This window comes from Streptomyces sp. NPDC005402, from assembly GCF_040606575.1.
In the GTDB taxonomy this organism is placed as follows: Bacteria; Actinomycetota; Actinomycetes; order Streptomycetales; family Streptomycetaceae; genus Streptomyces.
Genome location: NZ_JBEXFB010000061.1, coordinates 1 through 13,447 on the forward strand (window position 1 = coordinate 1; position 13,447 = coordinate 13,447).

12 protein-coding genes and 3 pseudogenes are annotated in these 13,447 nt (G+C 65.8%); 11 read left to right on the forward strand and 4 right to left on the reverse strand.

Translation table 11 applies throughout. The features are described 5' to 3' along the window. Nucleotides 1–92: 92 nt before the first annotated feature. Nucleotides 93–841, reverse strand: a pseudogene (locus tag ABZT02_RS45625) (IS5 family transposase); the annotation flags it as partial. Between the two features lie 184 nt (nt 842–1,025). Here ABZT02_RS45625 and ABZT02_RS45630 point away from each other — a divergent pair. Further along, nucleotides 1,026–2,482: pseudogene (locus ABZT02_RS45630) on the forward strand (NF041680 family putative transposase). A gap of 265 nt (nt 2,483–2,747) precedes the next feature. On the opposite strand, the gene ABZT02_RS45635 reads toward ABZT02_RS45630, so the two are convergent. Continuing rightward, nucleotides 2,748–3,086 carry a DUF6233 domain-containing protein gene (locus ABZT02_RS45635; RefSeq protein ID WP_356029285.1) on the reverse strand — a complete coding sequence of 113 codons (339 nt, stop codon included), beginning with the start codon at nt 3,084–3,086 and terminating at the stop codon, nt 2,748–2,750. A gap of 91 nt (nt 3,087–3,177) precedes the next feature. Here ABZT02_RS45635 and ABZT02_RS45640 point away from each other — a divergent pair, with 91 nt between their 5' ends. The 6 genes and pseudogenes from ABZT02_RS45640 to ABZT02_RS45665 form a co-directional block, all read left to right on the forward strand. Further along, a complete protein-coding gene (locus tag ABZT02_RS45640) occupies nt 3,178–4,188 on the forward strand; it encodes a hypothetical protein (protein WP_356029288.1) in 1,011 nt (336 codons plus the stop codon). A 37-nt stretch (nt 4,189–4,225) separates the two neighbouring features. Beyond that, complete coding sequence (locus ABZT02_RS45645; RefSeq protein WP_356029290.1) at nt 4,226–4,561, forward strand: hypothetical protein; 336 nt, start codon at nt 4,226–4,228, stop codon at nt 4,559–4,561. 274 nt (nt 4,562–4,835) lie between these two features. Further along, the gene (locus tag ABZT02_RS45650; protein ID WP_356029293.1) at nt 4,836–5,522 is read left to right on the forward strand and encodes a hypothetical protein; all 687 of its coding nucleotides are present in this window, start codon (nt 4,836–4,838) and stop codon (nt 5,520–5,522) included. Nucleotides 5,523–5,711: 189 nt separating this feature from the next. Further along, complete coding sequence (locus ABZT02_RS45655) at nt 5,712–6,932, forward strand: hypothetical protein (RefSeq protein WP_356029295.1); 1,221 nt, start codon at nt 5,712–5,714, stop codon at nt 6,930–6,932. Nucleotides 6,933–6,992: 60 nt separating this feature from the next. Beyond that, nucleotides 6,993–7,778, forward strand: coding sequence for a hypothetical protein (locus ABZT02_RS45660; RefSeq protein ID WP_356029298.1), 786 nt, complete (start codon nt 6,993–6,995; stop codon nt 7,776–7,778). Nucleotides 7,779–7,785: 7 nt separating this feature from the next. Next, nucleotides 7,786–8,039, forward strand: a pseudogene (locus ABZT02_RS45665) (transposase); the annotation flags it as partial. Nucleotides 8,040–8,210: 171 nt separating this feature from the next. Here the strand turns inward: ABZT02_RS45665 and ABZT02_RS45670 are convergent. Continuing rightward, entirely contained in the window at nt 8,211–9,230 is a 1,020-nt protein-coding gene (locus ABZT02_RS45670; RefSeq protein WP_356029313.1) for a kelch repeat-containing protein, read from the reverse strand. 587 nt (nt 9,231–9,817) lie between these two features. Between ABZT02_RS45670 and ABZT02_RS45675 the strand changes: the two genes are divergently transcribed. The 4 genes from ABZT02_RS45675 to ABZT02_RS45690 all read left to right on the forward strand — a co-directional run bounded on the left by ABZT02_RS45675 (nt 9,818) and on the right by ABZT02_RS45690 (nt 12,859). After that, nucleotides 9,818–10,324, forward strand: a complete 507-nt coding sequence (locus ABZT02_RS45675) for a hypothetical protein (protein WP_356029300.1) — start codon at nt 9,818–9,820, stop codon at nt 10,322–10,324. A 152-nt stretch (nt 10,325–10,476) separates the two neighbouring features. After that, nucleotides 10,477–10,989: a DUF4282 domain-containing protein gene (locus ABZT02_RS45680; RefSeq protein WP_356029303.1), complete on the forward strand. Its 513-nt coding sequence runs from the start codon at nt 10,477–10,479 to the stop codon at nt 10,987–10,989. 25 nt (nt 10,990–11,014) lie between these two features. Beyond that, complete coding sequence (locus ABZT02_RS45685) at nt 11,015–11,662, forward strand: NPCBM/NEW2 domain-containing protein (protein ID WP_356029305.1); 648 nt, start codon at nt 11,015–11,017, stop codon at nt 11,660–11,662. 735 nt (nt 11,663–12,397) lie between these two features. Next, nucleotides 12,398–12,859: a hypothetical protein gene (locus ABZT02_RS45690; protein ID WP_356029308.1), complete on the forward strand. Its 462-nt coding sequence runs from the start codon at nt 12,398–12,400 to the stop codon at nt 12,857–12,859. Between the two features lie 17 nt (nt 12,860–12,876). Here ABZT02_RS45690 and ABZT02_RS45695 read toward each other — a convergent pair whose 3' ends face one another. Then, nucleotides 12,877–13,356, reverse strand: a complete 480-nt coding sequence (locus ABZT02_RS45695; protein ID WP_356029310.1) for a hypothetical protein — start codon at nt 13,354–13,356, stop codon at nt 12,877–12,879. Nucleotides 13,357–13,447 lie beyond the last annotated feature (91 nt).

Sequence of the window (13,447 nt, forward strand, 5' to 3'; positions counted from 1 at the left end):
GCCGATTGACCCCCGTCGAGTACGAGACCATCATGACCCCACCCGCAGCTCTGGCTGCATAAACCCCGCTGTCACCCGATCATGCAGCAGTCCCACTGTTTCAGGCGGTTGAAGCACCGTTCCACTGCGTTGCGACGCTTGTAGAGCCGCTTGTCGAAGGCCGGTGGGCGTCCTCCTCGGCTGCCGCGTCGGAGCCGGTTGCGGACCTGGTCAGCACGCTCGGGGATGGTGTTGCCGATGTTGTGCCGTCGCAGCCAGGTGCGGATGGCCCGGGAGCTGTATCCCTTGTCGCCCAGCACGTGGGCAGGTCGGGTGCGGGGCCGTCCGGGTCCGATGCGGGGCACCCGTATCGCTTCCATCACGGCGGTGAACTGGGTGCAGTCGTTGGTGTTACCGCCCGTGAGCGTGAAAGCGAGCGGGCGGCCGACGCTGTCGCAGGCCAGGTGGATTTTGCTGGTCAGGCCGCCTCGGGAGCGTCCGAGTCCGGGAGAGCGGGCCCCTCTTTTCGGGCCCCGGCGGCGTGCTGGTGGGCGCGGACAATGGTGGAGTCCACCGACACCAGCCAGTCGATGTCTCCAGCCGCGTCGGCGTGCGCCTGGGCGGCCCGGAGCATGCGTTCGAAGGTGCCGGCCAGCGCCCACCGGCGAAATCGGGTGTGCAGTGTGGCCCACGGGCCGTACCGCTCGGGCACGTCCCGCCAGGCCGTCCCGGTGCGGAACTTCCACACGATCCCGTTGAGCACCTTGCGGTCGTCCAGCCGTTTCCGGCCCCGCAGGGACACCGGCAGCAGCGGTCCGACGAACTCCCACTCGACATCGGACAGTTCATGGCGACGTATCACCCGACCATGATCCACCACTCAAGATCATTTGAAGACACGCCCTAGCTTGATCTTTAACGTCCGTCGTCGAATGACGGGTCGAACTTGATCACTCGGTTCGGTAACTGGCGTACGTGGAAGCGGCCTTCGGCTGAACATGTGCTCCGACCAAGGAACACACACGTCCAGCACGAAGGCCTCGAGGATGAGTCTGCTGCATCACGACGCCCGGTCGGAGGCATTGGCACAACTGTCATGCTTCCGGGGCGAGTTCTATTCCTGCCTGACCGCCCGTTCGGACGCGTTGTTCGAGCTGGCTGATGCCGTTCTGTGCGGCGGCGGGCCGGTGAGGTCGCTGGCCGAGCTGTCGCTGGTGGGCGAACACCGCCGCGGTCATGGTGGGCTCTACGCGGGTGTCGCCCGTGGACGCATCGATGCCGGCCGGCTGCGGCGGGCCCTGGCCGAAGTGCCACTGCCGCGGGCCGCCGACGGCCGGCTGGTCCTGGCCATCGATGTCACCTGCTGGCTGAGGCCCGACGCCCACACCTCACCGCAGCGGATCTTGTGCCACACCTACGGACGGGGCAAGGACCAGCACATCCCGGTCCCCGGCTGGCCCTACTCGGTCATCTGCGCACTCGAGCCGGGCCGCAGCTCCTGGACCGCACCCCTGGACGCACAGCGTCTGGCGCCCGGGGACGACACCGCCACCGTCACCGCCCGGCAGCTGCGCGATCTACTGCTGCGGCTGATCACAGCGGGGCAGTGGCAGGCGGGCGACCCGGACATCCTCATCGTCGCGGACGCCGGATACGACGCACCTCGCCTCGGCTTCCTCCTGGGGGACCTGCCGGTCCAGGTGCTGGCCAGGATGCGATCCGACCGCGTCCTGCGTCGGGCTGTCCCACCCCGGCTGCCGCACACCCAGGGCCGACCGCCCCGGCACGGAGGCGAGTTCGTCTTCGGGCAGCCCGACACCTGGGGCACTCCGGACACCGAAACGGTGACCGACACGCGTCTCTACGGCACGGCCAGGGCCCGCTCCTGGGACCGGCTGCACCCCAAGCTGACTCACCGCTCTTCCTGGGCAGCCGCCGACGGCACTCTCCCCATTGTCGAAGGGACGGTGATCCGCCTGGACATCGACCACCTGCCCAGCGGAGCAACACCGAAGCCGGTCTGGCTGTGGTGGTCGGGCACCGACGCCACTGCGGCAGACGCCGACCGTCTCTGGCAGGCCTACCTGCGACGTTTCGACATCGAGCACACCTTCCGCCTGTTCAAACAGACCCTCGGCTGGACCTCTCCAAAGATCCGCACCCCCGAGGCAGCCGATCGATGGACCTGGCTCATCCTCGCCGCCTACACCCAACTGAGGCTCGCCCGACCGCTGGCGGCCGACCTGCGTCGGCCCTGGGAGAGACCCACCCCGCCGGACAGGCTCACCCCCGCCCGAGTCCGCCGCGACTTCCGGCACATCCGCCCCAAGGTCGGCTGCCCGGCACAAGCACCGAAACCCTCCCGCCCGGCCCAGGACGACCCCCAGGCAGAAAGAACACCCGGCCCACACCCCGCCACGACGTGCACACACCCCGCAAAACGCAACCCGCGAAACAGCGAACGAAGAAGTCAACTACCCCACGACCACGCCGCACAGGTTAAAGATCAAGCTAGGGCTGGAGGGGCCCCTTCCTTGTCCGTGGAGCCGGTCTCGCCTCAGCGTTGCGACCCCACCCTTACGCACCCATGGATGCGTTGGTAGTTCTACCCTAGCGCCCGGCCCAAATCACGACTCATGATTCGCGCGAATCGGATGCCATGCAGCGACCTTTCAATTGGGCTGTGCCACCCTTTCAGAGTGGTACCAAATGGGGCCGCATCGTGCATTGCACGGGACCCGCGGCATCCGCGTACACCCGTACGGCCGCTACTCAATGATGCCAAGGTGCTGGTCGGGGCGGCAGTGGGTGCAGGCGGGCAGTCCGGAGACGAGCAGGCGGCGCGCTTCATCACGGTCGACTGGGCGTCGCCGTTTGCCCGCGGCGTAGCAGTCGCGGGCGTGGACCTGGGTGGGCGGCCGGCCGACGCCGATGCCGAGTTCGACGATCCAGTCCTGGACGGGCGGGCTGCGCCGGCGGCCGTGTTCCTGCTCGGCTTCTCGCTGCCGCACGGCGGCGATCTTGGTGTCGATCCGCTGCAGCCACATGACGTGCCACACCCGGAGCGTAAGGAGACGCTCCAGGTCAGGAGGCAGATCGTCGAACACGGCACATCTCGTTCCTGTCGCGCGCGGGGCTCCACCCTCGCGTGTTCGAATTCTAGTTCGATAACGTGGGGACAGAGGAGGTGGGTGCGCCATGGAAGCGGACCAGCGGACGCCCGGTGCGGCGACAGTGATGCATGTGCGCTGCCCGGACCGGCTGCCGGAGGACGTCTACCGGCAGGTCCTGGAGCAGCTGTCCGAGCTGTCCCCGGTGGTGCAGGCGCTGCCGCCCACCGCGGCCCTGGTGGAGCTGAAGGGTGCTCTGCCGTACTACGGCGTGGACGCGGGCCGGCTGGGCGAGGTGCTGCGCATCCGCACCCTGTCGCGGCTGGGAGTCGATGTACGGGTAGGCATCGGGCCGTCGATCACGATCGCGGCCACCGCCTCCGCTCAGGTGCCCCAACCCGGCGGCGTCCTGGCCGTCACCCCCGAGCAGGTCGCCAGGTGGCTGGGGCCGCTGCCGGTCGAAGCCTTGCACGGCATCGGCCCGCGCCAGGCGGCGGTGCTGCTGGACTACGGCATCCACTGCGTGGGCCTGCTGGCCACGGTCCCGCCCGCCACCATCCAGCGCCGCCTGCTGGGCGGGAAGGCCGGCCGCCTGGCCGCCGACCGGGCCCGCGGCATCGACCCGCGCCGCGTCATCCCCCGCGCCCTGCCCGCGACCGCGAGCGTGCGCTACCACTTCGACCAACACACCCTGGACGGCGCCGAAGTGCGCGCCGCCCTCCTCCAACTGGTCGTCCAGCTCGGGACCCGGCTGCGCGGCCGCGGCCAGGTGGCCCGCGCCCTCACCCTGACACTCACGTTCGCAGGCAACAGCAGCTGGGAGAAGACCCGCCGTCTGGCCGCGCCCTCCGGCCACGACGACGACCTGCGCCAACTCGCCTACCAGCTGATGGATGCCGCCGCTCTGCAGCGAGGCCGCCTGACCGCTCTCGTGCTGAAGGGTGAGGACCTTATCGACGCCGGCGAGGCTGCCCGCCAGCTCTCCCTCGATGACGCCCGCGAGGCGCGCCTCGCCGCGGAAGGCGCCATCGACCGGGTGCGCGACAAGTTCGGCCCGAAGGTGATCGGCCCCGCCGCCGTCTTCCGCCGCGCCTCATAGCTGCCACTCCCGACTTGCTCCCGCTGGAGGTAGATCCGTGCTGCTTGACCCGCCAGGACCGCGCGGCGCACCCCAGGGGATGCCGCACTGGCCCTACGTCCAAGCCGTCGACGACGCCCTCACCGCTCGCGGTATCCCGCCGGGCACCGTCCGGGTCAGCCACCACGGCTTGGAGCGCGGCCTGACCACCTACATCACCTTGGCTTGGGACGTCTCCCGCACCAGCGGCCGCGGCGGGATCCGGCTCGACTGGGAGGAACGACAGGGCCGGTACTACGCCCTGACCGGCCTGAACTCCTACAACGTGCTGCTCTACACCGTGGTCACCGCGCTGCGTACCCCGGTCGCGGCCCCGGAACGGGTGCCGACGTAGCAGAAAAATTGGTGCGCTTCCGTCGGCTGCCGGACGTGGAGTACCGGGAGGAGTGGGAGGGCGCGCGGGACGTGCGGGCCGCCGCGGACGACTTCCGCCGCAGACGGCTGGGGGCCCTCCCGGCTACGGGAGGACGACGCCGACTCCAAGACGGCCGACAGCGACGTGCAGGTGACGATCGACCCCCGGACCGACACCTAACGGTGGCCAGCCCCGGACCGTGGTCCCGGGGCCGGGAGGAACGCCGGTCCGTGGGGACGCGCGCATCAACAAGGTGCTGACCGCGGTACGGATGTTCCTGCTTCACGCGGTGGTCAACAAGGCCGCGCCGGCCTGGGTTCTTGAGCAGCTCTACGAGCTGGGGGATGACCGTGACCTGCCCGTGGAGGCGCAGGGCGAGAGCGGTGGGATGCGGTATCGGCTGCGGGCTCGTCACCGGCTGCAGGAGCCGGAGGCAGAAGTGGACCGGGCTACTGACGAGGAAGTCATGGCGATGCTGCGGGCCTGTCGGTCAGCCCGGGACAGGTTGATCGTGCTGCTGCTGTCCCGGGTGGGGTTGCGTCCGGGACAGGTCGCGGGGCTGCACCGCTGTGATGTCCACCTGCTGATGGATTCGCGCTCGCTGGGGTGCGATGTCGAGGGGGCCCATCTGCACGTGATCCGGCGGCAGAACGTGAATGGCGCCTGGTCGAAGTCGAGGAAGTCGTGGGTGATGCCGGTGGACTTCCTGGTGGTGCAGGCCGCCGACCAGTATGCGGTGGAGCGTTACGAGATCCTCGGGGAGGGCGGGAGCGCCTTCTTGCTGGTCAACCTCTTCCGCCCGCCCTACGGTTCGCCGGTGACCACCGGCGCGATCGGAGAGCTGTGCGAGTCGCTGTCGGAACGGGCGGGGCTGGGCCGCCAGGTTGGGCCGGCATGCCATGGCCAGCAACGTCGCCGATGCCGGCGGCTCGCTGGATGAAGTTCAGGCCCTGCTCGGTTAGAAGCACCCGGCCTCACCCCGTCCCTACCTCCATCCGGACCGAGCTCGCCTGCGCGCGGCGGTTGAGCGTGTGCCCTCGCCTCGCCTGACTGAGGGGGAGACCCGGTGAACCTGGCGGTCGCAACGCCCCGACACGGAGCAGGGGAAGACACAGTCGCAACAGGGCTCATGGGCGCTGTCCAACCGGAGTTCCTGCATCTGCTCAGCTGGGATCCTCACGTCCGGGTTCTGGTGCTGCCTCGCTCGCACCCGCAGTTCAGCGGCGAGGATTGCCTGGTGGCCGGCTGCGACAAGATGTCCTACTTCGCCCACCAGAAGGGAATGTGCACCGGTTGCACCGAGCGGTGGAAGAAGAGCGGCCTGCCCTTCGACAAGTTCGTCACCATCAGGCGACCAGGCCGGATGGTCGGGTTCTTCCCTTGCCAGGTCGCGCACTGCGAGCGGCCGGGCAGACGCGCGACACTCCTGTGCTCGTCGCATGACTACCAGAGGCGCAAGGCCCACGGGCTCCCGCTGGAGGACTTCCTCGCTCACCCCGAAGTACAGCCGCTGCCCGCCCTGGGGCCTTGCCAGGTCGCTGCCTGTGACCGGCAAGGCGAGACCGGGGGCGGGTACTGCATGCCCCACGCCGACCAATGCCGTGACCTCCGCCAAGCAGGCGCCTTGGAGGACGAGGATCTTTGGCGGCTGACCACCCCGGCCATCGCAGAGTCCCGCAAGGTCAGCCTGCGCGGGCTGCCCGACCGTGTGGTCGCCGAGATCCTCTACGGCCTCCAGGAACGGATCACCCAGGGACTCCGGCACAAGGACTACCTGCTGCGCAATCTGTCCAACAACGCCCGTGCCCAGCAGGTCACTTCACTCGACGAACTCGACCTGGACGGTCTCACCCGCCACGACAGGACCCAGGCCAGCGGCTTCCTCAAGCACATCCGCCGCTTCGGGCTGAGCCCGGAGACCGAACGCCACAAGGACGTCTGGGACGCGAGTGTCTTCGGCCTCGGCGGCACCTTCTCCTTCACCGGGATCACCCAGCCCTGGCTGAGGGAAGGGGCCAAGGCCTGGGCCCTCGACGACATCCCCCGACGCCGCGGAAAGAGCGGCAAAACCACCGTCCAACGCACCCTGAAGTCCCTGAGCCGCTTCTCCACGAGCCTGTACCTGAGCCGGGACGACCACGGCGTCGACCTGCCCGTGCTCGGCCGCACCGACATCACTGTCTTCCTCGGCCGGCTGAGTTTCCTCAACCAACGCGGCGACATCTCCGACTGCACGCAGTACATGACCGTCCGCGACACCAGACGCGTGCTGACCCGGCTGAGGACCCTGGGCCTGACCAAGCCCGGCCAGCCCCTGCGCGGCCTGGCGGACGACTTCGCCCTGCGCTAGGAGGACATCCCCGACGACCCCGAAGACTCCGAAGCCGGCCGTGACCTGCCTGCGGAAGTCATGCGGCAGCTCTGCACCAACCTCGACGCCCTTGAGGCCCTCAGCTCCCCAGACGTTCGTACAGCCGTCGAGCTGATCATCGACACCGGCAGGCGCCCCAACGAGATCTGCAAACTGCCATGGCAGTGCCTCGACCGGGAAAGCGACGGCAGCCCCGTCCTTGTCTACGACAACACCAAGAATCTTCGGCACGCTCGCCGGCTACCGATCCCCGTCGCGACCGCCGCGCTCATCATCAAGCGGCAACAACGCGCCCGCTTCCCCGACACCCCGGCCGACAAGCTCAAGCTCTTCCCCGCCACCCTGGCCAACCCCCACGGCACGAAAGCCACCTTTAGGTCGCGGCCGGTCAACTCAGCAATCCGGACGTCCCAGTCGCACTCCTCGACGGCGCAGGCGCCGAAGACATGGATGTTTGGAGCGTGGTCAATCAAAATTCGCTTGATTCCTCCCGTTGCGGTGTTGTCATTGACCCAGGCGCCGACGTATGGGGCAACTAGGTCGCTGAAGCCAGTTGCTAGTGACGGGCCGGCATTATTGGGTGTCCCGTTCGAACTGCTGCAGGCACCGGTAGCACATAGGAGGGCACTCATCAACACAATTGCAGGCAATCGGCGTTTTCTGGGTCGAACTGCAAAGCAGTTCCTCTTTGTGCGCATATGGCGATGGTACGGTGTCACGCTTGGCTCGCAAGTCACGCACACGCCTATCTGCTGCTACGCGGCCGAACCTGCCGACGCACCTACCATGCATGACTTCGTTTCCTTTAGTGTGATCGTTCGTTGAGCCGTTCATGACGGATCTGGTTGAGCGGTTGGTACCGGACGAGTTATGGATGCTGTTCCGGTGGGTGGTGCCGCCGACGGAGGTGAAGCGCCCGCAGGGCGGCGGCCGGCGACGGGCGGGTGACCGCGAGACCCTGGCAATCTTCGTGGCCACCTTGGGGTGCACGTGGCGGCAACTGCCACCGATATTGGGGTCGGCCTGGCCCACGGTTTACCGGCGCTTCGCCAGTAGAGCCAGGCCAGGGTGTGGGTCAGATTCCACCCGGTCTCCGGGTCGGCACGATCGTTACGTTCTAGTTCAGCGGCAGTGCCAGTTTATCGGATGGCAGCGAGGTTGGTCAGACGTCAGGCGCTGACCTTCTCGCTTCATATTGAGCGTGACTGCATGGCAACCCCTGTCCAGCTGGATCCCTTCTGTAGAGACCCCTCCATGTCAGCCGCCTGGCGTAAAGACGTCTACGCGGTTGGTGACGTCTCCGGCCGCATCACCATCGATTACGTACATCCGCCCGTCTGGCCCAATTGCTGCAGAGTGCTCATGTCGATCCACCGGCATACTAGGAATTTTCTCCCAAGAATCCTTCTCCGGTGTGTAGGCATAGGCAGCTGAGCTCCAATCCCAGTTGACACCCGTTTGCCCTCCAAAGACATAAATTTTGCCGTCGAAGGAAACTACGCCAGCCGTCTCTCCCAAGGAAATCGGCAATCGCTTTCGCTTCTCCCAGCCGCCCGTACTAGGCGAATACGCCTCAACCGCATCTACGGGGCCATGCTCTTCGCCCGTGCCACCAAAACCGCCTATAGCATAGATCTTTCCATCACTGCCGGCAGCCACCGTCATCCGGTCCCGCGGCGTCGGCATGGGGGGACCCAAACTCCACGTCCCATCCTTTGCGTTATAGATTGCCATGGTGCCCTCATTGATAGCGTACATGTTTCCATTTCGATCCACCGTGGCGTTTACCTCGTCCATCGCGATAGGTAACGGTGCGGCCGCTTCCCATGTATTCGAATCAGGAGAATAGACCTCGACTGCATCTGATGGGGCGAACTGGTCTCCAACGCCTCCACCAATAGCGTAAATGCGTCCATCTCGTCCCGTAACCGCGCCGAGTTCGGAACGAGGTGTGGGCATGGCCGGTGCGGGCGACCATGCATTTGCGCCGGGATCATAAATTTCCAGCGCCCCAGTCTGGTCAGCATCACCGGATTCATCAAAGTCTGACCTTGGCACCAATCCTCCAACTAGGTATATCTTTCCGTCGCAGCCGGTCGCAGTTGTCGCCAAGTAGCGTTTGGTGATAGAGGGTGCGACGGAATCCCAAAAGTTTCTGGGCTCACCGTCAGGCGGCTGAATTGTTCTTAGGCATGCCGGGATGGCGAAGCCTGCCAGCCTTTCGGGCCGTGCTGAGCCGCCGCCGCAGGAGGGCACAAGGAGTAGCGCGCCCAGCATCAGAATCAATCTTTTGCGCCTCTTGGCGAACAACCCGCCTCGCCGCATTCCCTGTCACCACCTGTCCCACATACGGAAAACTTCGCCCGTTCCGCTTGTGATGCCGATCCTCTGACCGAAGTTGGATAAGAGCGACCTTTCCAGCTTCTAAAAATATGTCAGGCAGGAGCAACTTGCCGTACTCCATTCGAGTGATGCGAGACCCGGCGTTCCACCAAGCCGGAGCCTGTCCCCAGGTGCGGAAGTGACGTTGGTGACGCAGCATGGAACGAGGGAGCCTTTGATCAGGCTGGGGGCTGCCGATCATGAATCAGTCGCAACTCCACTGCCCGAACGGGCACACGCCTCCGCTAGGGAAAGAGACGTCGAGGTTCTGTGTCATATGCGGTGCGCCCATGGGCGTTACCTGCCCTCATGGTCACGAGGTCAAGCCCGCCCCATACTGCAATGTCTGTGGTGCGCCTCTGCCTTCCACCGACCAGAGTGCCGCCGACGAGGAGCGCGCCCAAAAGACTCCCCGCGAGGATGGGCCGTCCGTAGTGACGACGCCCCCAACTCGTCGACCCAACCGACGCCTGCTCATCCTTATGGCGGCTGTTCTCCTTGCTCTGCTCATCGGCGGCGGGACCTACCTCGGCATCACCCAGTGGACCGGCTCAGATTCCAGTCAGCGGATAAGTCCGGTGCCAACGTCGGCTTATCCTTCGCCGACCACCAGTGAGATGTCATCGCCTCAGCCCACCGAACAACCTTCCAGTATTTCGCCGACGCCCAACAGCCCCACCACCGAGTCGTCACCAACCGCAGAAGGCCCAGAAAGCACGGTGGAAGAATACTTCGACGCCATTAACGCCGGTGACTACAAGCGCGCCTGGGAACTCGGGGGGAAGAACATCCAAGGCGGATCATATTCGTCCTTCGTGCAGGGTTTCGAAGGCACAGCCCATGACTCAGTGACGATCGTTTCTGTAGTGGACGAGACCGTGGAGGTTGAGCTCGACGCCACACAAGAGGACGGCTCGCACCGATACTTCGCCGGCACATACACCGTACGCGACAGCGTCATCATTGCGGCCGATATTCACCCTCAATGATCAAGATTCGAGTTATCCGCCGCCTGGACCCGAGTGATGCCATTTCTCAAGGTTTGATCTTCTTCGCAAGCCGTCCCATGCAATAGGAGTAACTCCAACCGAAGGCCGCTCGGACACCCTTGGTTCAGCCGGTCGACAGGGAGTGTTAGACAATGCCTGAAGCAGCCCGTTGCCCCAACTGTGGTGCTTCAACAGCACCGACCGACGTCTTCTGCTCAGAGTGCGGTCACCGGCTCGCTCAAACCGTAGATGATACGACAGCCAGCTTCGGAACACCTCCAGGCCAGTCTTCCGCTCATTCCAGCCCGCCACCAAACTTTTCCCCCACACCGCCCCCGCCCGGCGCTCCGCCGTCGCGAAGTAAGGGATTTTTCGCCGATTTGTTTGATTTCGGCTTCACCGATTTCGTAACACCTAAAGTGGTCAAATTCGTATACGTGGTAATGGCCATCATCATTGGCCTCGTCTGGATCTTCTACATCGTTCTGGGGTTCAGCGTGTCGCCAGGGGGTGGGGTGTTGGTACTCATCTTCGGCCCCATCGTCGCATTGCTGTGGCTCCTGGTATGCAGGATTGCTCTCGAACTTACAATGGTGATCTTTCGGATTGGGGCTGACCTGCATGCTGTCAGGGAACAAAGAGACCTGGAACAAGAGGTGCCATGACCCGAATCTGCCAGCCGATCCGGCAATGAGTGACGGATCCTGCTCCACGGGGGCAACATATAGGCCAAGGAACGGGCACGCGAAGCGGCTCCGCATAACAGCCGTGGGCTTTGCAGCGATTGCCGTACTAGCGAGCGCTACCGCCTGCGGAGGCGGCGATTCCGGAAATTCCCAGCCTACGCGCACCATCACCAAAACGCCTCCTACCGTGACAGTGACGACGAGTGAGCCCTCCTCGCCGAAACCGTCCGCACCTACAGGCTCTACATCACAAACCCAATACCTGAGCGATCTCGACCCACTGAAATCAACGCAAGGCGTGGACACCAGTACAGTCGAGATAAATGGGGAAGGATTCGCCCAGAGCGTGACACTGATCGTCAACGCTGCGGGCCCTGTCAATAGTGCCGAATACAACCTGGGCCGGCACTGGGGCAGATTTTCTGCTACCGCCGGGCTGCGTGATGATTCTCCGACTGGGGGAAAGCTGACCTTCGAGGTGTCCGTAGACGGCAAGCAGGAATATAGCCAGACGATTCCGCTCGGAAAGTCGCAAAAGGTCGACCTGGATGTGAGTAACGCTCTACGGCTGAATGTGACTGTAACCTATTCCGGCCAAGATGCCGGAAGTAGTTACTACGGTTCATGGGGTGATGCTCGCCTTCAGTCATGATTTATACCTCCCAGCCACGAGCGAGCCTGGTCCTGCAAGGCGTTGGCGTCGTCGGTGGCTCCACCGGGCCCGTGAGGGCGCCGGCACCTTCGCAGCATGAGGTTCTCGGCGTATACATTCGCCGTGACAGTGGCCAAGGCGCCGAGCTGGCCTTGGAGTTTGCGTGCTTGCTCGCGGTCCTGGGCGAGTTGGGCTCTCAGTGTGGAGATGGCGTCGTCGCGGATTCTCTCAGTGGGCGTGCGGCGGATGGGATATGGGACGTGGACGTTCCATTCGGCGAGGATATTCGTGGCGCGGTGGACGGTGGCGTGGCTTACGCCGCTTCGCGGGCGAGGTTTTCCTTGGTCAGGGCGCCGTCAGTGTGCTGGGGCTGTCCAGCCAGGAGCCGGGTCATGGCGGCGCGGAGTTTGGCTTCGAATGCTGGGGAGACGGCCATTTACAGCTCCTGAGTGAGGGCTGTGGTGATGGTCTCGACGTCGTCGAGGCGGGCTTGAAGGGCGGCTCGGCGGGCGGGTGGAACGCGGCGGTCGCGTAGCTGCTGAGTGAGGTCGTGTTGTTCGGCCAGCCAGGTGGGGGCATGGTCGGCGGTGACGGCGGAGTTGCGGCAGCGGGCCGGCTGGCAGGCCCCGATGAGCGGCGCACTGCCCTCGCTGTCCAGGAGGTGCTTGGTGCATTCGGCCCATTCCGGCTGCCACAGGCAGTGGTTGAGGGTGCCGAAGTGCAGATGGCGGGGAGTTGGGCGGCGGCGCGGTCGAGGCCAGCGTGCAGACGGGTGGCTGCGGGTCCGACGGCGACGGTGGCACCGGTGGTGCGGCTGGTCAGCAGCCCGGTGAGTTTGGCGGCTGCGGCGATGGCGAGCCGGTCGTCGAACTCGCGCATCCAGGCGCCGCCGGGGGCGGCGTAGGAGTGGGTGGTGGGATTGGCCAGGATGCGGCGGGCGGCGTGCTGGATGCCGAGCGCGATCTCGCCGTCGGGTTCCTGAGCGCAGATGACGGACATGGTCTTGCAGAACTGGTGCGGCCGGACCCGCGCGTCGGGGATGGCGTCGAGGCCGGTGGTGTGGCGGTGCGCGTTGATATGGGCGATGAAGGTGTCGATGACGTACGGGGTACTGATGCCACGTCGGCCCGTTCCCCGGCCGAGGCCCGAGGTGCCGGGTGTGGCCCGGGAGGTGAACAGGTGGGTGGCGTGCTGTGAGAGGCGTTCGAGGACGGTCAGGGCGGTGGCGACAGGCTGGATGATCCACCACTTCTCTTCGACGGGCCCAGGCTGCTCTTCAGCTTGTGCGAGCGCACTGCGGGTGAGCCGTAGTGGTGTGTGAGGGCTCCGCGGCGGATCTCCTGGACTTCGGAATCGCGCATCATCGACAGCGCCGCCACGAAGCAGTACACGGCGCCTTTCAGGGCCCGCAGTTCCTCGCCGAGGTCGCGGTCGGTCAGCTGAGTGCGCCACGGGCCTTCGGTGCCGTCGGCGCGTCGTACGACGGTGAACAGCGGTGTGGGGCGAGGCAGGTCGGCGGCGCGGGCCTGCCCTGCCAGGACCTGGTACTGGCCTGAGCCAACGGCGGCCTGGGCGATCGTGCGGCGTCGGCGGGAGGCCGCCGAGTTCGGGGAGATGGTGCGGGGGCCGCCGGGGCCGTAGACGAGGGTGGCCAGCAGCGACCAGCGGGGGGGGGGGGGGGGGTTGCGGCACAAACGCCGGGGCGGGGGGGGGGGCGCCCCCCCCCCCCCCCCGAGGGGGGGTTCCCACCATAACCCTTCGTGAGGGCTGGTGCGTGCATCGGCG

What these genes read in the sequence shown, in the direction of transcription:
- ABZT02_RS45640 (WP_356029288.1), top strand. Translation starts at nt 3,178, where the DNA reads ATGGAAGCGGACCAGCGGACGCCCGGTGCGGCGACAGTGATGCATGTG.
- ABZT02_RS45655 (WP_356029295.1), top strand. Translation starts at nt 5,712, where the DNA reads ATGGGCGCTGTCCAACCGGAGTTCCTGCATCTGCTCAGCTGGGATCCT.
- ABZT02_RS45660 (WP_356029298.1), top strand. Translation starts at nt 6,993, where the DNA reads ATGCGGCAGCTCTGCACCAACCTCGACGCCCTTGAGGCCCTCAGCTCC.
- ABZT02_RS45670 (WP_356029313.1), bottom strand. Translation starts at nt 9,230, where the DNA reads ATGCTGGGCGCGCTACTCCTTGTGCCCTCCTGCGGCGGCGGCTCAGCA.
- ABZT02_RS45675 (WP_356029300.1), top strand. Translation starts at nt 9,818, where the DNA reads ATGGCGGCTGTTCTCCTTGCTCTGCTCATCGGCGGCGGGACCTACCTC.
- ABZT02_RS45680 (WP_356029303.1), top strand. Translation starts at nt 10,477, where the DNA reads ATGCCTGAAGCAGCCCGTTGCCCCAACTGTGGTGCTTCAACAGCACCG.
- ABZT02_RS45685 (WP_356029305.1), top strand. Translation starts at nt 11,015, where the DNA reads ATGAGTGACGGATCCTGCTCCACGGGGGCAACATATAGGCCAAGGAAC.